At 73.3% G+C, this 20,589-nt stretch carries 20 protein-coding genes; 9 read left to right on the forward strand and 11 right to left on the reverse strand.

Annotation, left to right across the window (positions count from 1 at the left end; genetic code table 11):
- The first annotated feature begins 108 nt into the window (after positions 1–108).
- Entirely contained in the window at positions 109–318 is a 210-nt protein-coding gene (locus WME75_RS01985; protein WP_437485846.1) for a hypothetical protein, read from the forward strand.
- A 9-nt stretch (positions 319–327) separates the two neighbouring features.
- Here WME75_RS01985 and WME75_RS01990 read toward each other — a convergent pair whose 3' ends face one another.
- Positions 328–1,686, reverse strand: coding sequence for a hypothetical protein (locus WME75_RS01990; RefSeq protein WP_437485847.1), 1,359 nt, complete (start codon positions 1,684–1,686; stop codon positions 328–330).
- A gap of 19 nt (positions 1,687–1,705) precedes the next feature.
- The gene (locus WME75_RS01995) at positions 1,706–2,284 is read right to left on the reverse strand and encodes a protoglobin family protein (protein ID WP_437485849.1); all 579 of its coding nucleotides are present in this window, start codon (positions 2,282–2,284) and stop codon (positions 1,706–1,708) included.
- Between the two features lie 293 nt (positions 2,285–2,577).
- On the opposite strand from WME75_RS01995, the gene WME75_RS02000 reads away from it, so the two are divergent.
- Positions 2,578–3,465, forward strand: a complete 888-nt coding sequence (locus WME75_RS02000) for an SDR family oxidoreductase (RefSeq protein WP_437485851.1) — start codon at positions 2,578–2,580, stop codon at positions 3,463–3,465.
- On the opposite strand, the gene WME75_RS02005 is transcribed toward WME75_RS02000, so the two are convergent.
- A complete protein-coding gene (locus tag WME75_RS02005) occupies positions 3,462–3,896 on the reverse strand; it encodes a hypothetical protein (RefSeq protein ID WP_437485853.1) in 435 nt (144 codons plus the stop codon). The genes WME75_RS02000 and WME75_RS02005 overlap by 4 nt on opposite strands.
- A 68-nt stretch (positions 3,897–3,964) precedes the next feature.
- Complete coding sequence (locus tag WME75_RS02010) at positions 3,965–4,678, reverse strand: hypothetical protein (RefSeq protein WP_437485855.1); 714 nt, start codon at positions 4,676–4,678, stop codon at positions 3,965–3,967.
- Between the two features lie 86 nt (positions 4,679–4,764).
- Here WME75_RS02010 and WME75_RS02015 point away from each other — a divergent pair, with 86 nt between their 5' ends.
- The 3 genes from WME75_RS02015 (at position 4,765) to WME75_RS02025 (ending at position 7,465) form a co-directional block, all read left to right on the forward strand.
- Entirely contained in the window at positions 4,765–5,406 is a 642-nt protein-coding gene (locus tag WME75_RS02015; RefSeq protein WP_437485858.1) for an O-methyltransferase, read from the forward strand.
- A gap of 104 nt (positions 5,407–5,510) precedes the next feature.
- Entirely contained in the window at positions 5,511–6,410 is a 900-nt protein-coding gene (locus WME75_RS02020) for a type III pantothenate kinase (RefSeq protein ID WP_437485860.1), read from the forward strand.
- Positions 6,407–7,465, forward strand: coding sequence for a FecCD family ABC transporter permease (locus WME75_RS02025; protein WP_437485863.1), 1,059 nt, complete (start codon positions 6,407–6,409; stop codon positions 7,463–7,465). Before WME75_RS02020 ends, WME75_RS02025 begins: the two co-directional genes overlap by 4 nt.
- Before the next feature lie 40 nt (positions 7,466–7,505).
- On the opposite strand, the gene WME75_RS02030 is transcribed toward WME75_RS02025, so the two are convergent.
- The 4 genes from WME75_RS02030 to WME75_RS02045 form a co-directional block, all read right to left on the reverse strand.
- A complete protein-coding gene (locus WME75_RS02030; protein ID WP_437485865.1) occupies positions 7,506–7,904 on the reverse strand; it encodes a (deoxy)nucleoside triphosphate pyrophosphohydrolase in 399 nt (132 codons plus the stop codon).
- Between the two features lie 90 nt (positions 7,905–7,994).
- Positions 7,995–9,107: an FHA domain-containing protein gene (locus WME75_RS02035; RefSeq protein ID WP_437485867.1), complete on the reverse strand. Its 1,113-nt coding sequence runs from the start codon at positions 9,105–9,107 to the stop codon at positions 7,995–7,997.
- Positions 9,108–9,268: 161 nt separating this feature from the next.
- On the reverse strand, positions 9,269–9,889 hold the full coding sequence (gene ruvA / locus WME75_RS02040) for a Holliday junction branch migration protein RuvA (protein ID WP_437485869.1): 621 nt from the start codon (positions 9,887–9,889) through the stop codon (positions 9,269–9,271).
- Positions 9,886–10,404 carry a hypothetical protein gene (locus WME75_RS02045; protein ID WP_437485871.1) on the reverse strand — a complete coding sequence of 173 codons (519 nt, stop codon included), beginning with the start codon at positions 10,402–10,404 and terminating at the stop codon, positions 9,886–9,888. Before WME75_RS02045 ends, ruvA begins: the two co-directional genes overlap by 4 nt.
- A gap of 115 nt (positions 10,405–10,519) precedes the next feature.
- Here WME75_RS02045 and WME75_RS02050 point away from each other — a divergent pair, with 115 nt between their 5' ends.
- The 4 genes from WME75_RS02050 to WME75_RS02065 all read left to right on the forward strand — a co-directional run bounded on the left by WME75_RS02050 (position 10,520) and on the right by WME75_RS02065 (position 14,212).
- Entirely contained in the window at positions 10,520–10,930 is a 411-nt protein-coding gene (locus WME75_RS02050) for a hypothetical protein (protein ID WP_437485873.1), read from the forward strand.
- Positions 10,927–12,255, forward strand: coding sequence for a LysM peptidoglycan-binding domain-containing protein (locus WME75_RS02055; RefSeq protein ID WP_437485875.1), 1,329 nt, complete (start codon positions 10,927–10,929; stop codon positions 12,253–12,255). The genes WME75_RS02050 and WME75_RS02055 overlap by 4 nt, the downstream gene beginning before the upstream one ends.
- A gap of 88 nt (positions 12,256–12,343) precedes the next feature.
- On the forward strand, positions 12,344–12,508 hold the full coding sequence (locus WME75_RS02060) for a hypothetical protein (RefSeq protein ID WP_437485877.1): 165 nt from the start codon (positions 12,344–12,346) through the stop codon (positions 12,506–12,508).
- Between the two features lie 66 nt (positions 12,509–12,574).
- Complete coding sequence (locus WME75_RS02065) at positions 12,575–14,212, forward strand: tetratricopeptide repeat protein (protein WP_437485878.1); 1,638 nt, start codon at positions 12,575–12,577, stop codon at positions 14,210–14,212.
- A 60-nt stretch (positions 14,213–14,272) separates the two neighbouring features.
- Here WME75_RS02065 and WME75_RS02070 read toward each other — a convergent pair whose 3' ends face one another.
- The 3 genes from WME75_RS02070 to WME75_RS02080 are packed head-to-tail and all read right to left on the reverse strand — an operon-like array spanning position 14,273 to position 20,259.
- Positions 14,273–14,623, reverse strand: a complete 351-nt coding sequence (locus WME75_RS02070; protein WP_437485880.1) for a hypothetical protein — start codon at positions 14,621–14,623, stop codon at positions 14,273–14,275.
- Complete coding sequence (locus WME75_RS02075) at positions 14,620–19,305, reverse strand: sigma 54-interacting transcriptional regulator (RefSeq protein WP_437485882.1); 4,686 nt, start codon at positions 19,303–19,305, stop codon at positions 14,620–14,622. Before WME75_RS02075 ends, WME75_RS02070 begins: the two co-directional genes overlap by 4 nt.
- Before the next feature lie 12 nt (positions 19,306–19,317).
- Positions 19,318–20,259 carry a hypothetical protein gene (locus tag WME75_RS02080; RefSeq protein WP_437485884.1) on the reverse strand — a complete coding sequence of 314 codons (942 nt, stop codon included), beginning with the start codon at positions 20,257–20,259 and terminating at the stop codon, positions 19,318–19,320.
- Positions 20,260–20,589 lie beyond the last annotated feature (330 nt).

Consider the following 20,589-nt stretch of genomic DNA (forward strand, 5'->3'; position numbering starts at 1 on the left):
CGTGCGTCGCGTGCGTCGCGTGAGAAGAGCGATTGGTACGTCCCCTGCTTGGGTGGTCGATGTCCCCTGCATCGCATGCGGACAGCACACAAAGAAGGAGGACAACCCATGATTCGCAAGATGTTCGCTATGCTTCTGGTCTCGACGATTCCTCTGGCGGCTGGCTGTTTCGTCGATGCGGACGACGACAAGGACGGCGATGACTGCATCACCACGTGCTCGACGGAGCGCGACGACTGCGTGTCCGCGTGCGATGACGACGGCGACTGCATCTCGGCGTGCGAGGAGGATCACGACTGCGATTCTCTGTGCATCTGAGCCCGGAGATCAGGGCAGCCCGGGCAGGCGACGCGAGAGCCACGCCGCGAGCGACGGGCGCGTCCGGAGCCTGAGGCGCATCGGCTTGATCCCGGAGGGAAAGGCCGCCTCGGCGAGCGCGGGCATGAGGCCCTCGTCGACGTTCTTGAGGGCGACGACGCGCTCGTCGCGCCGCTCGATCCAGACGAGCTCGCCGTCCTCGGCGCGCCCGAGGCGCGGCTCGCCCTCGTCGATCGCCGCGCCGCCGTAGAGCTGCCACAGCGCGGCCTCGATGCCCGCCGCGGCCTCGGGGTCGTCCCACGCCGAAGCCCACGCGGTCCCGGTCGCGTCCGTCTGCCGATCGCGCACGAACAGGGCGCGATCGCCGTCCCAGGTCGCGGCGAGCGCGCGCATGTCCCCGAGCGCGGGCGCGCCGTCGAGCGGGCGCAGGAGCAGGTAGGAGAGCCACTCGCCGAGCGAGTCCCAGTCGAGCGGATCGAGCCGGTCGGCGAGCTCGGGCGGCACCTCCTCGAGCCCGACGCGCACCACGGGATCCTGGCCGTCGAGGGTGAGGATCTGCTGGGTGGTCGCGGGGATGCGATCGGAGAAGAGCGCGTCTTCTCGCGACCAGTCGAACGGGGACGGCCTGTCGGACCTGGGCGATGCCGCGCTGGCGCCGGTGAGGTTGTGGACGCAGTACTCGAACCCGAACCCGTAGGCGAACGACGGATAGTCGACGAACAGGGCGGGGAGCTCGTTCTTCTCGAGGATCTGCTCTCCCGCCGAGCGGGCTGCGTTGATGAGGACAGCCCAGTTGATCTGGTCCAGATCGGCGTCGCTCTGTTCCTGCAGGAGGAAGCGCACCTCGGCGAGCATCGCGTCGCCCTCGACCGCCGCCCTCAGCGCGAGGTGCGCGTCGCTCGTCAGCGTCGCTTCGAGGAGCCCGCCGAGGTCGAAGTGCTGGTCCTGGAGCCCGTGGACGTACTCGTGGATGAGCACCTGGTCGTCCACCTCGCCGATGAGCGAGATCGCCTTGTTCTCGGGCGAGTACCAGGCGGCGAACAGGTCCATCGACTGGCCCAAGGTGGCGTGCAGGTCCATGTCCGGCGGGAAGTAGCCGAGCCGGCCGTAGGTGGCGGCGAGCGTGGCGAGCGCCTCTTCCGCGATCGCGGCCGCGGCCTGCGCCGCCTCCGCGTCGACCTCGTCTCGCGAGACGGTGCGGACCGGCACCTCGCGCTCGAACGACAGCTCGCGCACCTGCTCGGCGCGCGTGGCGAGCCAGGCGAAGCGGCTGGCCGCGGGGTCATCGTCGCCGCCGCCGCAGCCGGCGATCAGGGGAATGGACGACAGCAGGAGAACGAGCGCGGGTTGCCGGAAGGATCGACGCATGGCGCTCCACCTCGCAGGTTCACGCCCCCTGCACGTGGTGGCGCGCGAGGAGATCGTTCTGGATCCAGAGCAGCTTGTTGAAGGCGCGCAGCGTGCTCACCTCGGTCTGCCGGTCGAGGCCGAGGGACAGGATCGTCTGCAGCAGGGCGTCCGCGACGAAGCCCATGAGCGCGTTGATCTGCACGAGCGGGACGACGAGCTCGGGATTGCCAGCCTTGGCCGTGTGGATCCGCCCCACCATGTCGAGGTAGGCGACCATCTTCACGTCGTAGGGATGGGTCACGAGCCGGACGAGGTAGTCCGCGAGGTGCTTCTTGCGGAATTTGACCTGCTCGTGATCCAGCGTGAGCGACAGGAGGTCCACCGGGGCTTGCCCCTCGTAGCCGTGCTGCTTCGGCACGAAGTGGCGCTTCGTGGCGTCGTAGAGGAACAGCTTCTCGTACACCGCGTCGACGAGCCCCTCGACCCGCGGGGCGAGGTGCGGCGCGGCGCCGTGGATCGCGGCGATGTCCGCCTGTCCAAAGCCGATGAACTCGATGAGATACCCGAACCTGGTTTCGAGATCCGACTCCAGCAGCTTCTCGTCGATGTGTTTCATGGCAACCGATGCTCCTCTTCGCCTTCGCGCGGGCGGTGTGCCGCGGAACAACGCAGGCCGACGACACAGGAGCAGCTGTCCGCTGTCAAGCCTTGACTTGGCAGGCCCTTCACGGCGCGCGTCACGGCGCGCGGGGGCCCCGGCGGTGATGGCCGCTCGTGCGGCCGGGTAGGGGGAGCTCTGATCCAGAGTGCAGGCTGCGACCGATGGTCGGGCTGGCCTGCCGTTCTTATTGCCATGTACCGCTGGGAGGGCGATCGGCCTCCCACCACGAAACGGCATCAGGAGGAGCCATGCAGAACACTGGACCGAGCGAGGATCCGAAGGGCGCGGGCCCGAAGCCGCCTTTCGAGGGCAAGAGTCAGGACCGGCCCGGCATCGAGGCCAAGATGGAGCCGAGGCCCGATTACGGCGAGTCGTCGTACAAGGGGCTCGGCCGGCTGAAGGACCGCGTCGCGCTGATCACCGGCGGCGACAGCGGGATCGGTCGCGCCGTCGCGCTCGCCTTCGCCCGGGAGGGGGCCCACGTGGCGCTCTCCTACCTGAGCGAGCACGAGGACGCGAAGGAGACGGCGCGGGTCGTCAAGGAGGCGGGGCGCGATGTGATCACGATCCCCGGGGATCTGGCCGACGAGGCCCATTGCCGGAAGGTGGTCGAGGAGACGGCGCGCAAGTTCGGGCGGATCGACATCCTGGTGAACAACGCGGCGGAGCAGGGCAAGGCCGTCGAGCGGTTCGAGGACATCGACGCCGCGCGCCTGGAGCGCACGTTCCGCGTGAACATCCTCGCGATGTTCCACCTCGTCCGGCTCGCGCTGCCGCACATGAAGGAAGGCAGCTCGATCATCAACGTCGCCTCGATCCAGGCGTATCAGCCGAGCCCGACCATCCTCGATTATGCGTCCACGAAGGGGGCGATCGTCACCTTCAGCAAGGGCCTGGCGCAGGACCTCATCCAGCGCGGCATCCGGGTCAACACCGTGGCGCCCGGCCCCGTATGGACGCCGCTCATCCAGCAGTCGTTCCCGGAGGAGAAGGTGGCCACCTTCGGCAAGGACTCCCCGATGCAGCGCCCTGCGCAGCCGGCCGAGCTCGCCCCTGCGTTCGTGTTCCTGGCCTCGAACGAGGCCAGCTACATCAACGGCGAGGTGCTCGGCGTCACGGGCGGCAAGCCGCTCTAGGAGCCGCTGAACTGCGTCAGATCGATGCGGACACCGAGGTGGAGGAGGGCCTCCTCGGGCCGGGTGAAGGTGCCCACCGGCCTGACCTGCCCCTTCGAGAGCCGCTCCACCTGGAGCACCCCAATCGCGCTCTTCAGGAGGACCGCCGTCTTCTTGAACCCCTGCATCAACCGCGTGTTAGACGGTACGAACGTCGCCTCGAACCGGTCGTCGTTGCGCATCGGTGCGTCCCGGGCGTCCACGAGCAGGAGAGAGCGCGGTCTGGAGATGATCCCGAGCGCCTGCTCCAGGCGCTGGAAGTTCTGCTCGACCTCCCCGACGCTCGGATAGGGCGGCGAAAACCGCTTGAGGAACACGAGCTGCTGGGCCGGGTCGTGGTAGACGGCCGTGTACGGGTTCCGCTCGAGCTCGATCAATCCGCGGAGAGGCACCGCCCGATGTTAGGCCCATTCCCCTTTGGCGTCGACCCCCGCGGCGCCGCGCCGCGGACCGCGGCGGCTCACCGCTGCTCACAATCGACGCTGCACTGCGCCCCTTCGCACGCGAAGACCTCGGCGGCGGCCGGCGCGCCGCTCTCGTACACCATGGCGCATACCCCGGGGCAATCGGCGTCGTCAGCGGCGCACGCGTCGGTGCACGCGAGCAGCTCCCTGCACACCGGGTCGGCGACGCACGCGTTCATCTCGGCGGCGCACCGCGCGTAAAGGCAGGACCCGCAGGGAGACAGCGGAGCGCGCGACGGGCACTGCGCGTCGCACCGCTCGGCCGCACAGCCGCCTTCGAGCAAGACGTCAGAGATGCCCGCCTCGTGCGCGGTCATGCACGTCTGCCGGCACGGCTCGTCTCCCGTGGCGCAGCCGAGAAAGCAGTTGGCCAGCGCGTCGCACTCCGCGCTCCGCTGGCACGCGCAATAGCTCTCCTGACAGCGCAGCGCGAGGCACGTCGTGCACGGGTCGCCGAGCGAAGCGCAGGCGTACTCCGGCGCTCCGCCCGCCCCGCCGCCGCCGCCCGCCCCGCCGCCCGCCCCGCCGCCGGTCGTCACGGAGCTCGCCCCGCCGCTTCCCCCGGCGCCCGCGCCGCCCGCGCCCGCCGGACCGGCGCCGCCCGCGCCCGCGCCGCCGGCCCCGCCCGTCCCGGGGCTGCCCGGCGCCGAGCTGCAGGCCGATGCGAGGAGCGCCACAACAGCGCACTTCTTCCAGGAAGAACGGGCCATGGTCGACGCTACCCCGAAGGCCGGCGGTAGCTCAAGGTGGGGGGCGGAGCCCGCGTGCTACCGTGGCCCGACCAAGGAACGTCCTCATGGCCCTCATCATCGATCGAGACCTGGAGCGCTACGTCCACGACCACACCGAGCCGCCCCCCGCGCTCCTCGACGAGCTGCGCGAGCACACCCTCGCCAACGAGCCGAGCGCCGGCATGCAAGTGGGGCGGGTCGAGGGCACCCTGCTCAAGCTGCTCGTCGCCCTCATGCAGGCGCGCCGCGTGCTGGAGATCGGCACCTTCACGGGCTACTCGGCCCTCAGCATGGCCGAGGCGCTCCCGCCGGACGGCGAGCTCATCACCTGCGACCGCGACCCGGACGTGAGCCGCGTCGCCCGGTCGTTCTTCGACCGCAGCGAGCACGGCAAGAAGATCCGGATCGCGCTCGGCGACGCGCTCGACACGATCCGCGCCCTGCCGGCGAGCCCGGCCTTCGATCTCGTGTTCATCGACGCCGACAAGGAGCGCTATTCGACCTACTACGAGGAGGTCCTCCCGCGCGTCCGCCGCGGCGGGCTGATCGTCGCTGACAACACCCTCTGGAGCGGCGAGGTCCTCGCCCCCCAGACGGTCGACGGCCGCGCCCTCGCGGCCTTCAACGATCTCGTTTACCGCGATCCCCGGGTCGAGAAGGTCATGCTCTCCGTTCGCGACGGGGTGACGCTCGCGCGCAAGCGCTGAGCGGCCAGGGCCCACCGCGCGGGCCGGCCCGCGCAGGCGCCGGCCCGCGCGCGTCCGAAATCCTGCCGGAATCCAGGGCGCGCGGCGCTAAAGTCCAGCCCAGCATGCTGCTCACCATCGACGTCGGGAACACCAACATCAGCTTCGGGGTGCTGGAGGGCGCGGTGCTGCAGCACCACCTCCGGTGCGAGAGCGCGCGCTCGCGCACCGCGGACGAGTACGCCGTGCTCGTCCGGCAGATGCTCGACCTCCGCCGCGTCGATCTCGCCCGCATCGACAGCGCGATCATCGCCAGCGTCGTGCCGACGCTGACCGACACGATGGTGGGGCTCGTCGAGCGGGCGTTCGGGATCGAGCCGCTCGTCGTGGGCCCGGGCATCAAGACCGGCATGGCCATCCTCTACGAGAACCCGCGCGAGGTCGGCGCCGACCGGATCGTCAACGCGGTCGCGGCGCACGAGTGGATCAAGCGGTTGCCGGAGCCCGCGCCCCGCTCCGCGCCGGCGCGCGAGCCCGCGGCCGATCCCGGCCGGGGCGATCACGCCGCCACCGGCGTCATCGTCGTCGACTTCGGCACGGCGACGACGTTCGACTGCGTGACCCCGAGGGGCGAGTACCTGGGCGGCGTCATCGCGCCGGGCATCCAGATCAGCGCCGAGGCGCTCTTCTCGCGCGCCGCGCGGCTGTCCCGCGTGGAGATCGCCCTCCCGCCCCGGGTCGTCGGCCGCAACCCCGTCCACTCGATGCAGTCGGGCATCGTGTACGGCTACGCCGGGCTCGTCGACGGGCTCGTGACCCGACTCCGGCGGGAGCTCGGCTACCCGTGCCGGGTCATCGCGACGGGCGGCCTCGCGCGGCTCATCGCGCCGCAGACCGAGACGATCGAGGAGGTCGACGACGATCTGACGCTCACCGGGCTGCGCCTCATCTACGAGCGGAACGCCGAGCGCAACAGCGGCCCCGCCACGCAGCCGCCCGCGGCGCGCGGAGGCGGCCAGGATTGACGGCGCCCGCGTCCGGCCGCGTCCCCGCGCGCGCCCCCGCCGCGGCGCCCGCGTCCGGCCGCGCGCCCCGGGGCTCGCTCGCCGTCGTCGCGGCGCCCGTGGTGCTCGTCGGCGCGCTGCTCCTCGCGGTCCTCCTCGGCGCCGAGCCCGTCTCGGTCGAGCGCGCCCTCGCGGGCCCGGGCCTCGACCGGACGCTCCTCCTCGATGTGCGCCTGCCGCGCGTGCTCCTCGCGGCCATCTCCGGCGCCGGCCTCGCGGCCGTGGGCGCCGCGTTCCAGGCGCTGCTCCAGAACCCGCTCGCCGAGCCGTACGTGCTCGGCGTCTCCGGCGGCTCCGCGCTCGGCGCCTCGGTCGCGATCGCGCTCGGCGTCGGCTCGGCGACCGTCCTCGGCGCCACGCTCCTGCCCGCGGCGGCGCTCGTCGGCGGCCTTGTCGCGACGGTGCTCGTCTACGCCATCGCGCGCGGCGCGGCCCAGGGCACCTCCGGCGCCTCGATGCTCCTCGCCGGCGTGATCGTGAACTCGATCGCCGCCGGCCTCATCTCCTTCCTCAAGACGGTCGTCTCCCCCTCGCGCTCCCAGCAGCTGCTCCGGTGGCTCATCGGCTTCATCGAGCTGCCCACGACCTCGGCTCTCCTCGGCGTCGCCGCCTACGTCGTCGCGGGCTGCGCGGTGCTCCTGGCCGACGCCGCGCGCCTGAACCTCCTCTCGCTCGGCGACGAGTCGGCCGGGACCCTGGGCGTCGACGTGCGCGCCGTCGAGCGCCGGATCTTCTTCGCGTCCTCGTGCGTGGTCGGCGCGATCGTCAGCCGCACCGGCCTCATCGGCTTCGTCGGGCTCATCGTCCCGCACGCGGTCCGCCGGCTGGTCGGCGCGGATCACCGGCGGCTCTTGCCGCTGTCGCTCGTCGCCGGCGCCGTGCTGCTGACGACGTGCGACCTCGTCGCGCGGCTCCTGTTCCGGTGGCTCGGCACCGAGCCGCCCGTCGGCGCGGTGACCGCGGTCCTCGGCGGGCCGCTGTTCCTCGCGCTGCTGCGGCGCTCGCCGCGCATGTGAAGGGGGCGCGCCGGGCCGAGGTCGGACCGGCGCGGGGGCGTCAGGCCATGCCGAGGAGCTTGTTCATGCTGGCCTCGTCGGCCGGCGTGAACGGGTAGCGATCGAACTCGGCGCTCGTGACCCACCGGAAGGCGTTCACGGCCAGCGACGCGAGCTCGCCGCTCTCGATGTGGCACTCGTAGAGGTACAGGTCGACGACGTAGCGCTCGTACGGGTGGCTCACGAACGAGATCAGCTGGCGCACGTCGATCTCGACGCCGAGCCGGTGCCGGACCTCGCGCTTCAGCGCGGCCGCGTCGGTCTCGGACTCTTCCACGCGTCCACCCGGGAACTCCCAGAGCATCGGCAGCACGGCGGTCGGGCGGCGCTGGGTGATGAGGTAGCGGCCGTCCTGTTCGATCACGGCGGCGACCACGCGGATGGTGCGGACCATTTCCATGGCGAGTGCCTCAGCGACGCCCAGCGTACGACGGGGCGCGGGGTTGTGCGAGCGGGACGGTCGCGTCCTCGGGGCCCAGGTCGCGCGGCGTCACACGGACACGCGGAACAGCTGCTGACCCATGAGCAGGATGTCGCCCCCCGTGATCTCGGTCTCGCCGAGGACGCGGAGGAAGGTGCCGTTCGAGCTGCCGAGGTCCGTGAGGAACAGCCGGCCGCCCTGGAGCGAGATCTGGCAGTGGAGCCCCGAGACGTAGCCGTCCTCGGGGAAGAGGATGTCGCCGCGCTCGCGCCCGAGGTGCAGGCCGGTGTCGGGGACGGGGAACGCGTTGCCGGTCGCGTCCCTGCCGATGATCAGCGCCAGCCGGGCGACGTAGCCCTTCGAGGGGCTGCCGAGCCGCTCGACCCCGTCGGGCGTCGCGGGCGCGGGGGCGAGCGACTCCAGGCGGACGATCTCCTGGCCGACGCGGAAGATGTCGCCGGTGTCGAGCTGCACCGGCGTGTCCCTGCGCAGCCTGCGGTAGACGCCGTTCAGCGAGCTCTCGTCCTTGACGAACAGCCGCCCGCCCTTGATCGAGAACGTGGCGTGGCGCGGGGAGAGGTAGCTGTCGCCGCCGAAGATCGCGCCGGCGTCGCGCCCGATCGTCGTGGGGTTCGCGGGCAGGGTGTACGTGCCCGCCTCGGTGCCGTCGGCCCGGAGCGCGGTCAGCACCACGCTCGCGGCGCCCGACGTGGACACGACCGGCGCGGGCGGCTGCACGGACAGGCCCGTCGGCTTGAGGAGCTTGAAGCCGCAGAGCGCGCAGAACTTGTTCGACGGCGGGTTGGGCTCCTGGCACTGCGGGCAGACGACCGTCCCCGCGCCGGCCGACGCCGCGGGCGTCGACGGCTGCGCGGCGGCCGCGGCGGCGGCCTTCCGGCTCGTGCCGGTGTCCTCGCCCCGGACCGGCGCCATGAACGCCGCGGGGTCGACGAGCGCGGGCGGCGGGAGCGCGCCCGGGGCCCCCTTGTGGGCGCCGGTGCCGATGGCGGTCGGCTCATCGCCGTAGCTGTTGTTCGACCGCGAAGCCGCCGGCACGCCGTGGGGCGGCGTGCCCGGCGCGAACTTTTTCGGCGAGACGTCGCGAGGCAGCTCGGCGCCGCAGCCGAGGCAGAACTTGTAATGGTCCTGATTTTCCTTAGAGCACTTCGGACAGGTGATCACCAGGCCTCCTCACAACGAGCGACCGACGGGGTCCCCAGGCGAACGGCGGCGGGAGCATATTCGCCGCGGCCGCCTTCTGTCGACTGTCTGTCGCTCCTCGATGCGCTTAGGGTGTGCGCTCAGGGCCCGGAGCGGCCGGCGGCTCGCCTCGCCCGGGCGCATCACTTGGACAGCATCGCGAGCGCGTCGCGCACGAGGTCCCCGAGCGGGGCGCTGTCGACGCGCGCGCCGAGGGCGGCGACGGCCCGCTCGGCCTCGGCCGGCCGGTAGCCCATGCGGGTGAGCGCGCTGTGCAGGAGGTCCTGCTTCGCGGCGCTGACCGCGGGCGGCGAGCCCGCGGAGGAGAGCGGGACCGAGGGGAGGTGGACGAGCTTGTCCTTCAGCTCGAGCACGAGCCGCTCGGCGGTCTTCTTGCCGACGCCGGGGATGGCGGTGAGGCGCGCGGTCTCCCGGCGGGCGATCACCGCGGCGAGCTCCCCCGCGCCGAGCGCGCTGAGGATGGCCACCGCGATCTTCGGGCCGATGCTGGAGATGCCGATGAGCATGCGGAAGGCCGCCCGGTCCTCGCGCGTCGCGAAGCCGTAGAGAAGGAGCGCGTCCTCGCGCACGTGGGTGTGGACGAACAGGGTGATCGCGTCCGATCCGGCCGGCGCGGCGATGCCGCGCGCGCGCCCCAGGGCGCCGAGCGGGACCGTCACCTCGTAGCCGACCCCGCCGACGTCGAGCACCACCGTGCCCTCGTCGCCCTCTTCAACGACGTGGCCGGAGAGCCGGCCGATCAATTGACCTTGGCCCCTTGCTGGATCCACCGGCGGACGGCGTCGCGCTCCGCCGCGGCCAGGGTGTCGCCGGTGTAGGGCATCGGCTCCCCGCACTGTTGATCGGGGGCGCACTCGAGGTCCCCGCAGCTCAGGGTGTCGTCCATCTTGTGCATGAGGAAGCTGTTCGCGGGGTCGCCGGCCGCGATCCGCGGCATCCCGGACGGCGCCCGCGACGCGGCGCCGACGTTCTGGGCCACGATCGCGTCGATCTGGGCCGGCGTGGCCTGCTCGCTCAGCCCCGGGCCGAGGTACGTGAACCCGGCCGAGCCGGCCTCGGCGCCGTGGCAGGTCGAGCTGAACGAGCAGGACCGCTGGAAGACCGGGAGGACGTCGGTCGCGAAGCTCACCTCGGGGGTCGCTCCGTCGAAACTGCTGTAATCGAAGCACTCGGTCGCCGCGGGCTCCGGGTCGCCGTCGCCGCACGCGGCGCCCGCCGTCGCGATCAGGAAAATCAAGAAGAGTTTCCGCACGTTCACCCCTCGCAGCTCCATCTGGGAGGCGCGACCCTAGCAGAACTGCGCGCGCTCTGTAACGCGCGAGATCGCCGTGCGTTTGGCCGGCCGGCGCGGCGACGGGTAGGCTGGGCGCTGCATGAGGACTGGCCTGGGCATCTGCTCGATGGGGCTCACGCTCGCCGCGCTCTCCGCCGGATGCGGCGGCGGGCGGGACGCGGTCGGACAGCAGCTCTCCGAGCTGCGCGCGGAGCTCGTCCGGGTGCGCGCGGACAACGCGGTGCTCTCGGACCGGGTGGGCTCGCTGGAGCGCTCGCGGGCCGCCCCGCGCGGCGCGGCGCGCCCGGGCGAGGCCGAGGCGCGCGCCGCGGCCCCGGAGGAGCCGGACAGGCCTGACCTCGAGGTGGTGCGGCTCGCGCCGGAGGACGGCGGCGCGCGGCCGCCGGTGCTCCGCTCGACCGCGAAAGGCGTCGTGATTGACGAGCCTCCGGGCGGCGGATCGACGCCGCCGAGCCCGCCACCCTCCACCCTGTCGAGGCGCAATCGATGAAGTTCCACGCGAAGGCAACGCTGGTCCCGGTCTCCCTGGCGCTCGCCGCGGCGTCGACGCTGGCGCTGGCCCAGGAGGAGGGCGCCGGCGCCGGCCAGGGTCCGGGCGTCACCGTGGTCCAGCTCCCGCAGGCCGAGCCGACCGTCGAGACGCAGGTCGTGGTGCCGGGCTACCCGCAGCCGGGGTTCGATCCGAACGGCCATCTGCCCTCGAGCTCGCGGGGCACCACGGACACGTCCCGCCCGTCGGACGGCTTCGATCTGGGCCGCCGCAGCGAGGGCCCCGCCTCGGTGCGGGGCAGCGCGGGCGGGAGCTACGTCGTCGAGGGGCAGTTCGTGCCCGAGTCGCACTCGGTGCGGCGCGGCGACACGCTCTGGGACATCTCGGGCAGGTACCACACGAACCCCTACGCGTGGCCGCAGGTCTGGGCGCTGAACCCGCAGCTCCAGAACCCGCACTGGATCTACCCGGGCGACCGGATCCGGCTACGCGACCCGAATGAGGGCCCGACGCGCGGCAGCATCGGGCTCGGGGCCAGGCAGGCGGGGCGCGGGTCGCGGGTGCCGGCGAAGACGATCTTCCTGCGCGACCTCGGCTGGGTCGACGACGTCAAGAAGGACACGTGGGGGGAGCTCGTCGCCAGCCCCGAGGACCAGATGCTCCTCAGCGAGGGCGACGACGTCTACCTCCGCCTCTCGGACGATCACGACGTCGCGATCGGCGACGAGCTCACGATCTTCCGCGAGATCAAGAAGGTGAGGAGCGGCGGCGACCCGAAGGGCGAGCTCGTGACCGTGCGCGGCACGGCGCGCGTGGACCGCTACAACCCGAAGACGCACATGGTGCGCGCGCGGCTCATCGAGTCGCTCGACGTTGTCGAGCGCGGGGACAGGGTCGGCTCGGTGATGCGCCGCTTCGACGTGGTGCCGCCGGCGAGCGCCGAGCAGGACCTCGAGGCGAGGATCATCGCGGCGATCTACCCCTACCAGCTCTTCGGGCAGCACCAGGTGGTGTTCATCGACAAGGGCGAGAAGGACGGCGTGAAGGTGGGGCAGCGCTTCTTCGCGGTCCGGCGCGGCGACCGCTGGGTGCAGCAGCTCGGGGGCGCCGGCAAGCTGGCGACGCTCAGGCCGCGGCTGCAGGACGAGCGGCCGGCGCAGGTCGACGCGCCGAAGTTCGGCGTCGACGAGGAGCTGCTGCCGGACGAGACCTACGCCGAGCTGCGCGTCATGCACGTGCGCGAGCGCACCGCCGCGGCGCTCGTGACGCAGGCGATGCACGAGGTCGAGCGGGACGCGGTGCTCATCTCGCGCAAGGGCCTCTGACCGCCGCGGCGCGGCGGAGGTCGCGCCGCGCGAGGTCGCGCCGCCCGCGCGAGGTCGCGCCGGCCCCGCCTGCGTGAGGGAGCGAACCGTGGCGAGCGGCGGCCAGCGCGCCGCCGCTCGCGACCGGGACGGCGCGGCCGAGCGCCGCGCTGACCGCGACGAAAAGCGCCAGATTGGAATGTACGTGGACGCGTGGACGCGCGTACGGGAATGGACCAACGGCGTGGAAGGCGCGGCCGCGGAATGTGCGTGAGCGCGCGGCCGCCGGCGCAATGTCTCCACGAGGGGGGCGCCGCCGCGGTAGGATGTTCCGTCTATCATGCGTCGCCGCTCAGAAGCCCAGTCCGAGCTGAAGGGCGTGGATGGAGATCCTCCCACGCAGCGCTCGTTCGACAGCGCGCTGGATCGCTGCGCCTCGAAGAGCGGATCGCTGGCCGAGGTGCTCGGTGACAGCGCGATGCGGGGGCCCCGATCGAGCGCCGCGCCGCCGAGCCTCAACGGCACGGCGCCGGAGGCGCGCGGCCACGCGCTGCGGGAGCGCGGCAACCTGCTGCTCCGGCGGAACGACACCGTGAGCGCCGGGCGCGACTACGACGAGGCGCTCGCGATGTTCCAGGCCGCGGGCGACGTGCTCGGCCAGGCCCAGGTGCTCATGGATCGCGGCGCGCTGCGCCTGCGGGAGGGCGTCCCCGTCCAGGCGGCGCGCGACTACGACGAGGCGCTCGCGCTGTTCCAGGCCGCGGGCGACCGCGCGGGGGAGGGCGACGCGCTGCGGGCGCGGGGCTTCGCGCGCGCCGAGGAGGGCGATCTCGGCGGCGCGGTCTGCGACTACGATCTGGCGGTCCACGTCTTCCTGCAGCTCGGCGATCGCGAGCCGCTCAAGCCCCGCGCCGGGTCGCGCGGGGCCGCCGAAGGCGCCGACGGCCAGGGGCCCACGGAGTCGCCCCGCGCCCGCCCGCATGGCGCCGCGCACGCGCGGGCGCTCAAGTCGCGCGGCGATCTGCGCGTCCGCCTCCGCAACCTGCCGGGCGCGGCGCGCGACTACAGCACCGCGCTCGCGCTCTTCCAGGGCGCGGGGGATCGGAGCGGGCAGGCCAGCGTGCTCAAGGGGCGCGGCGACATGCGGCTCGGCCAGGACAACGTGACGGGCGCGGCGCGCGACTACGACTGGGCCCTCACGCTGTACCAGGCCACCGAGGACCACCTCGGGCACGCCGGCGTGCTCAAGGCGCGCGGCGACCTCCGGACCCGGCAGGGGGATCTCCTGGGCGCCGAGCGCGATTACGATCAGGCGCTCGAGCTGTTCTCGGCGACGCGCGACGTGCTGGGCCAGGCCGCCGTGCTGAAGGCGCGGGGGGATCTGCGCTCGCTGCAGGAGGATCTCGTGGACGCGGTGCGCGACTACGATCGGGCGCTCGCGCTGTTCCGCACCGGCTTCGAGCGCCGGGGCCAGGCCGCGACGCTCAAGGCGCGGGGCGATCTCCGCCGCAGGCAGTTCGAGCTTGTGGCCGAGCTCGTGGGGGTCGCGGCGGCCGACGCGTCGGACCTGGAGGGCGCGCTCTCGGACTACGAGCAGGCGCTCGCGCTGTTCGAGGTGCTCGAGGACGGCGCAGGCCAGGCCGGCGTGCTCCGGGCGCGCGGCGATCTGTTGCGCATCCAGGGGGATCTCGGCGCGGCGCTCGAGCTTTACCTGAGCGCGAAGCGGCTGCTGGACGTCGCCGGCAACGCCTCGGAGCTCTCCGCGACGCTCGCCGAGATTGCCCGGACGCACGCGCTCGGGGGCCGCGCGGCCGAGGCCCGCGCCGCGGCCGAGCAGGCGCTCGCGCGCGTCGATCGCGCGACGAGCGCCGAGGTCCGCGAGCTGGCGGAGGCGGTCCTCTCCGGGCGGATCACCGAGCGCCAGGAGGAGCGCGCCACGCGCGACTCCAAGGTGCCGAACAGCCCGAGGCGCTTCTAGCGAGACCGGTATCGAACCCGAGAGCGTCCGGCGCCCGCGATCGCGCCGGCTGACGGGCGCTCAGCGCCGCCGCCTGCCGCGCGCAGGCTTGCCGCTGCCGCGCGGGGTCGGCTTGCCGCTGCGGCGTGCGGGCGGCTTGCCGGCGCCGCCGCGCGGGGCCGGCGAGCCGGCGTCATCGCGGCGCGGCGGGGGCTTCTCCGGCGGCGCCTCCGTCGTCCGGACCACGAGCAGCGCCTGTCCGCGCTCGAAGGTCGGCGTCACGCTGACGTAGCCGTTCTCGCGCGCGAAGCCCGCCGCGTCGCCGCGGTGCTCATCCATGTACCGGCTGAACCGCGTCCACAGATCGCGCGCCTCCTCGTCGGGGAGGGGCGCGCCGTCGATGGAGGCGGCGAGGTTCGATCGATCGCTCACTGGATCCCGTACTCCTTCAGGCGCCGGTAGAACGTCCGGCGGGGCAGGCCCACCACCTGCGCCGCCTTCACCCGGTTCCAGTTGCAGCTCGAGAGCGCAACAAGGATCCGCTCTCGCTCGCTCGCCCTGTGCGCGTCGAGCGACGTCTCGAGGCGGTGAAGGTCGCTCGACGGCGGCGCCCGGCCGGCGCTCGCAGGAGCCCCGCCGCCGCCGCCGAGCGGCGCGCGCGGCGGCGGCGCGGCCTCGGCGCTCCGCAGCGACCGCGGCGCCGCGTCGGGGAGCTCGAAATCGTCGCTCTCCAGCTCGGGGCGGTCCGAGAGGACCCACGCGTTGAGCAGCACGTTCTCGAGCTGCCGCACGTTGCCGGGCCAGCTGTACGCCGACAGCCGCTTCAGCGCGGCGCGCGAGACGCTGCGCCGATCGCGGCCGTAGCGCGCGGCGAAGATCCCGAGGAAGTAGTCGATGAGCAGCGGGATGTCCTCGATCCGCTGGCGCAGCGCCGGGACCCGCACCTCGACGACGTGCAGCCGGTAAAAGAGGTCCTCGCGGAACGTGCCGCGCGAGACCATGTCGGCGAGGTCCCGGTGCGTCGCCGCGATGACCCGCGCGTCGACCGGCTCCTCGCGCGCGCCCCCGACAGGCCGGACGACCTTCTCCTGCAGCACCCGGAGCAGGCCCGCCTGCATCTTCTGCGGCATCTCGCCGATCTCGTCGAGCAGGATGGTGCCGCCGGTCACCTCCCGGAAGAGCCCCTTGCGGTCGCGATCGGCGCCCGTGAACGCGCCGCGGACGTGCCCGAAGAGCTCGCTCTCCAGCAGGTGCTCCGGGATCGCGCCGCAGTTGATGCCGACGAACGGCTTCTTCGCCCGCGGGCTCGCGTTGTGGATCGTCCGCGCGACGACCTCCTTGCCCGTCCCGCTCTCGCCGGTGATGAGCAGCGGGATGTCCGTGTCCTTCACCCGGTCGATCAGCGCGTACACGCGGCGCATCGCCTCGCTCGTGCCGACCAGGCCCTCGTAGCCGAAGTGGCCGCGGATCACCGCGCGCGCCGAGCGCAGATCCCGCCGCGTCGCGGCGAGCTGCGCCGTGCGGTGGCCGAGGAGCTCCTCCAGCTTGGCGCGCGCGGCGCGCAGCTCCTCGTTGGCGCGCTCGAGCTCGCGGGCGCGGCGCTCGTTCTCGCTGACGAGGCGCGCGGTCTCGATCGCGATCGCCACCTGATCGGCCAGCGCCGTCAGCGTCGGGAGCTCGGCCTCGAACTTCGCCGCCGCGCTCAGGCGGGTCTCCAGGTACAGCGCGCCGATCACCTGCCCGCTCCGCTGCCGGATCGGCACGCACGCGACCGACTGCAGCATGAGCTGGTGGACCGAGACGTAATCGCTCATGCGCGCGTCGTCCCGCGCGCTCGTGGTCACGACCGGCTCGCCCGTGGAGATCACCCGCTCGGCGATCGAGCTGGAGAAGCGCGCGTGCGGGTCGTCCCCGGCCTGGTCGCGCGAGGCGTGGATCGAGAGGTCGGCCGCGGCCTGGTCGCGCGAGGCGTGGATCGAGACGTCGACCGCGGCCTCGCCGGCGGCGGGCGGCGGCTCGTCGCGCGGCGGCCGCTGCAGGATGATGAACCCGCGCTCGGCCTGGAGGAGCGCGATCGCGTGATCGGTCACCTTCGCGAGCAGGCGCGTGAGATCGTGCTCGCCCGCGATCGCCCGGTTGATCTCGAGGACCCGCGCCAGCCGGTCCTCGCCCTGCTGGGGCGCCGCGCCGGGCGAGGGCGCCGCGCCCGGCTGGGTGAACGGCACCGTGCGGCTGCTCATCAGCTCGAGCATCGCCGCCGCCCGGATCTCCTTGCGCCGCCCGTCGTTCCAGAAGACCTCCCGGAGGTCGCGCGGCAGCTTCGAGGCGATCTCCTCCAGCGTGCTCAGCGCCTCCTCGCGGTCGTGGCGCGCCCGGATGAGGTGCCCCCGCTCCGTCTCGAGCTGCGCCCGCGCCTCCAGCGCGCGCCAGATCCAGTCGCGCTGGCCCGCGGCGCGCGCCGCGTCGAGCGCCTCGTCGTACGCCGCCCGGGCCCGCCGCTCGTCGCGCGCGAGCGCCGCGACGCGCCCGCGCGCCAGCGAGAGCAGCGCGCGGTGGGCGCCCGTCGTCCCCAGGCGCTCCGACGCCACGTCGATCTCCTCGCCGAGGACGCGCGGGTCCGCGCCGGCGCGCGCCACCGCGAAGAGCACGCGCTCGAGCCGCGCCTCGACCCCGTCGATCCGCCGGCCCATCGCCTCGTACGCCTCGGCGCACTCCAGGCAGAGCCGCTCGGCCCGCTCGAGGTCGCCGGAGCGCGCCGCGTGCTCCGCCTCGAGCGCGAGCAGCTGCGCGTGCTGCTGCGGCGCGAGATCCGCGCGCTGGGCGGCGAGCGCGTCGAGCGACACCCGGGCCCGCGCGAGCCGCCCGAGGTAGAGCTCGAGGTTCGCGAGGTTGAGGAGCCCCTGCCGGATCGTCGCCACGCGGCCCGAGCGCCGGCCGAGGTCGACGGCGGCCTCGAGGTGGCGGATGGCCGCGCCGAGGTCGCCCTGCAGCTTCGTGAGCGCGGCGAGGTTCAGGCGGGTCGTCGCGAGCGTGCCCGCGTCGCCGGCCTGCTCCGCCGCCGTGAGCGCCTCCTCGTAGACCGCCTTCGCCTCGCTGAGGCGGTCGTCCCGCTGGAGCGCGAACGCGAGCGAGACGAGCGCGACCGACAGGATCCGCGGCTCGCCCGTGAGCCGCGCGAGCCGGACCGCGTGCTCGAGCGTGCGCTTCGCGTCCTCGTGCCGCGAGGCGAAGCTCTGCGCGAGCCCGCGCGTCGCCACCGCCTCGGCGACGATCGCCTCGGGCGAGGCGCCGAACGCGGCCGCCGTCGCGATCTGCGAGCGCGACCCCCCGGCGAGCTCCGCCTCGAGCTTGACCGGGCCCACCCGCTCGACGGCCTCGCCCGCGCGGCGCTCCGCCTCGCCGTAGTCGCCGGTGCGGACGAGCGCCCGGGCCATCTGCAGCGACCAGAACGCCGTCAGCGCGGGGTCGCCCGAGGCCTCGACCTGGTCCTTCACGCGCGCGAGCTCCGCGAGCGCCCGCGCGGTGTCGCCGCGGTTCATGGCGAGCCGCGCGCGCGCGATCGTCAGGATGGACACCACGACGGGCGAGCAGTCGCCCTGGTACCGGCCGAGCGCCTCCGCGGCCGCGTCGAAGTGGCCGCGGTCGAGCAGCCGGTGGATCTCCGCGGGCGGCAGCGCCGCCCTCTCCTCGCCGGCGCCGCCCGGTCCGGACGCCTCCGCCCGGGGGGCGGGCGGCGCGTCGAGCAGCCGATCGACGTCCTCGGTCGACGCGACGGGCGCGCGCGCGATGCGCGCGACGATCTCGCGGATGCGCCCCGGCCACCGGCCCGCGCGCGCGACGACGTGCGCGGCCACCGCGTCGCTCAGCGACGGGATGGTGCGCTGCACGAGCTCGCGGGCGACCTGCTCGTCGAGCGGCGCCATCTCGAAGCGCTCGAACCCGCGCTCCGGCGGCTCCCCGAGCACGAACACGAGCTTGCCGCCGGCCCTCCGCACCTCGTCGAGCCGCTCGCGCTCCGCGTCGCCGAGCCGGTCGGCGTCGTCGACGAGCGCCGTCACCCGGCCGAGGTCGTGCCCCGACAGCTCGATCGCGAGCGCCTCGCGCGGGTCGGCCCCGCCGGCCGCCTCGACCCACGCGACGGCGTACCCGCCGACCTCGAGCGACCACGCGATGCGCCGGAGCAGCGCGCTCCGCCCGGACCCGGGCGGCCCGGCGATCGAGAGACCGCCGCCCGCGGGCAGCGCCAGGATCTGCGCGAGCAGCCGCGTGGACGGCGCGTCCAGCCCGACGATCGGCCAGACCACCGCGTCCGCGCCCGCGTCGGGCCGCGCGCCCGCGTCGGCCGGCCCCGCGGTCTCCTCGTTCTGCCCGCAGGGCAGCCGCGCGGCGCGCCGGAGCGCGTTCGCGAGCTCGTCCGCGCTCGGGTAGCGCGCGTTGGGGTCCCTGGCGGTGGCCCGGTCGACGACCTCCTGGAGCGCGTCGACGACCTTCGGATCGCGCCGGACCGCGCTGTCGCGGAGGGCCTCGGAGAGGGTCGCGCCGAGGGCGAACACCTCGGCGCGGACGGTGAGCGGGTCGCCCTTGAAGAGCTCCGGCGCGGCGTAGCGGGGCGTGAGGCCCACGGGCCGCGAGCCGTCGTCACGGAACGGCGCGGCGAGTCCGAGGTCGACGAGCGTGGCGCGCCCGCTGTCGCCGACGATGATGTTCGCGGGCTTCACGTCGCCGTGCAGCAGGAGCGCGCGGTGCAGGCGCGTGAGCTGGTCGGCCGCGTCGGCGATGGCCGCGACGTTTCTGGCCAGGTCGCCCTTGCGCGCGAGCAGATCGGCGAGGCTCGTCCCCTCGACGAGCTCGCGCACCATGAAGGGCCGCCCCGACGCGGGCAGCCGGCCGAAGCGCAGCACGCGCGGCACGCCGAGGCCCTCGACGCCCGACAGCGCCGCCGCCTCGCGGACGAGCGCGAGCACCTCCGGCTCGTCCGCGTCCTCGCCGAGCGTCTTCAGCGCGACCGCCTTGCCGGTGATCCGGTCGCGCACCGCCCACACCTCGCCGCCGCCGCCCTTTCCGAGCGTCCCGATCGGCTCATACCGCGGGGGGAACAGCGGAGGCGGCGTCACCTGATCCCTCGCTCAGAGGCCATACCCGGCGGACAGTCCCATGAAGAAGCCCGTGATGGAGAAGCCGGCGTCGAGCCGCGTCTGCAGCTGCTTGATCGGTTTGTACCGGAAGCTCACCTGCGGAAAGGAGATCCACGGGAACACCGATGGCTTCGAGCCCCCGTTGACCCAGCTCGGCTCGTCGTAGTCGCCGTAATGGTTGTTGGAGGCGTCGCAGTAGGCGCTGCCCGCGCCGGAGCACTTGTTCCAGGCGCTCACGTCGTCGGGGCTCGGGTTCGACGCCGTGCCGCCCGGGTACGCCTGGGCGCGGTAGAGGTTGCCGAACACGACGCCGATCCCGACGCCGGCGCCGACCAGGAACGAGAAACGGCCCTTCTCGTCGATCGGGACGTCGAAGAGGAGATCGCTCGTGAAATAGACGAGCTTCATGTCGCTCGACACCATCTCCCAGGCGAACTGGTCGTCGTTCTTCCCCTTGAAGAGGAAGGGATCCATCGAGTAGTCCGCGTAGGACACGGCCAGATCGATCTCGAGCCCGTTCTTGCGCGAGGTGAACTCCGGGCCGATCATGAAGACGTTCACCGACGCGCCGCCGTCGGCAAAGAGGTTGATCATGAACTTCGGGACGATGACGTTCCGGAGCCGGAGGCCGATGAACTTGTGGGCCTTGCCGTCCTTTTCGAGCGGGCTGTTGTCGTCGGCCGCCTCCGGCAGCGCCTCCGGCGGCGTCTCCGGCAGCTTGTCCTTCTCACCCGTCGTCTTGTCGCCCTGCGCCTGCTCGTCCTTGGCCTGCTTGTCCGCGGCGAGGGATTCGTCCAGGTTGCTGTCGAGCCCGTCCTCCGACTGCGCGCGGGCAGTCCCGGCGAAGCACACGGCGCCGAGCAGCGCGGCGAGCGCGGCGGCCCTGGCATGCACCCCGACCGCGAGCTGCCGACCCATCTTCAAGTGGTACATTGTAGGTCACCTAGCGATGCGTAAGGTCAGGGCCGGACCCGGGCATGCACGGAACGAACGCGCCGAGGCCAGACTCCGGCTCTCCGCGCGCCCCGGTGCACCGGGTACCAGCCGAGGGGAGGGTACACGAGACGCAGCGCCGTGTGACGCCTGCGGACCGCCCGAGGCAGAGCTTTTTCCGCCAGGGCATGCCAGAGCGCGGCCGCCCGCGCCCGGCACGAGCGGCCGCGCGACGACGACGCGGGCGGCCGTCACGGTGCCGGTGTCGCACGGCGTCGAAGCGCGCCTGGCCGAGGTTGCGCACAGCAAAATAATCCGCAATAGACGGAA

Origin of the sequence: Sorangium sp. So ce1014 (genome assembly GCF_051521505.1) — a bacterium.
Taxonomy (GTDB): domain Bacteria; phylum Myxococcota_A; class Polyangia; order Polyangiales; family Polyangiaceae; genus Sorangium.

What these genes read in the sequence shown, in the direction of transcription:
- WME75_RS02015 (WP_437485858.1), top strand. Translation starts at nt 4,765, where the DNA reads ATGGCCCTCATCATCGATCGAGACCTGGAGCGCTACGTCCACGACCAC.
- WME75_RS02080 (WP_437485884.1), bottom strand. Translation starts at nt 20,259, where the DNA reads ATGTACCACTTGAAGATGGGTCGGCAGCTCGCGGTCGGGGTGCATGCC.
- WME75_RS02030 (WP_437485865.1), bottom strand. Translation starts at nt 7,904, where the DNA reads ATGGAAATGGTCCGCACCATCCGCGTGGTCGCCGCCGTGATCGAACAG.
- WME75_RS02010 (WP_437485855.1), bottom strand. Translation starts at nt 4,678, where the DNA reads ATGGCCCGTTCTTCCTGGAAGAAGTGCGCTGTTGTGGCGCTCCTCGCA.
- WME75_RS02050 (WP_437485873.1), top strand. Translation starts at nt 10,520, where the DNA reads ATGAGGACTGGCCTGGGCATCTGCTCGATGGGGCTCACGCTCGCCGCG.
- WME75_RS02055 (WP_437485875.1), top strand. Translation starts at nt 10,927, where the DNA reads ATGAAGTTCCACGCGAAGGCAACGCTGGTCCCGGTCTCCCTGGCGCTC.
- WME75_RS01995 (WP_437485849.1), bottom strand. Translation starts at nt 2,284, where the DNA reads ATGAAACACATCGACGAGAAGCTGCTGGAGTCGGATCTCGAAACCAGG.
- WME75_RS02000 (WP_437485851.1), top strand. Translation starts at nt 2,578, where the DNA reads ATGCAGAACACTGGACCGAGCGAGGATCCGAAGGGCGCGGGCCCGAAG.
- WME75_RS01990 (WP_437485847.1), bottom strand. Translation starts at nt 1,686, where the DNA reads ATGCGTCGATCCTTCCGGCAACCCGCGCTCGTTCTCCTGCTGTCGTCC.
- WME75_RS02020 (WP_437485860.1), top strand. Translation starts at nt 5,511, where the DNA reads ATGCTGCTCACCATCGACGTCGGGAACACCAACATCAGCTTCGGGGTG.
- WME75_RS02065 (WP_437485878.1), top strand. Translation starts at nt 12,575, where the DNA reads ATGCGTCGCCGCTCAGAAGCCCAGTCCGAGCTGAAGGGCGTGGATGGA.
- WME75_RS01985 (WP_437485846.1), top strand. Translation starts at nt 109, where the DNA reads ATGATTCGCAAGATGTTCGCTATGCTTCTGGTCTCGACGATTCCTCTG.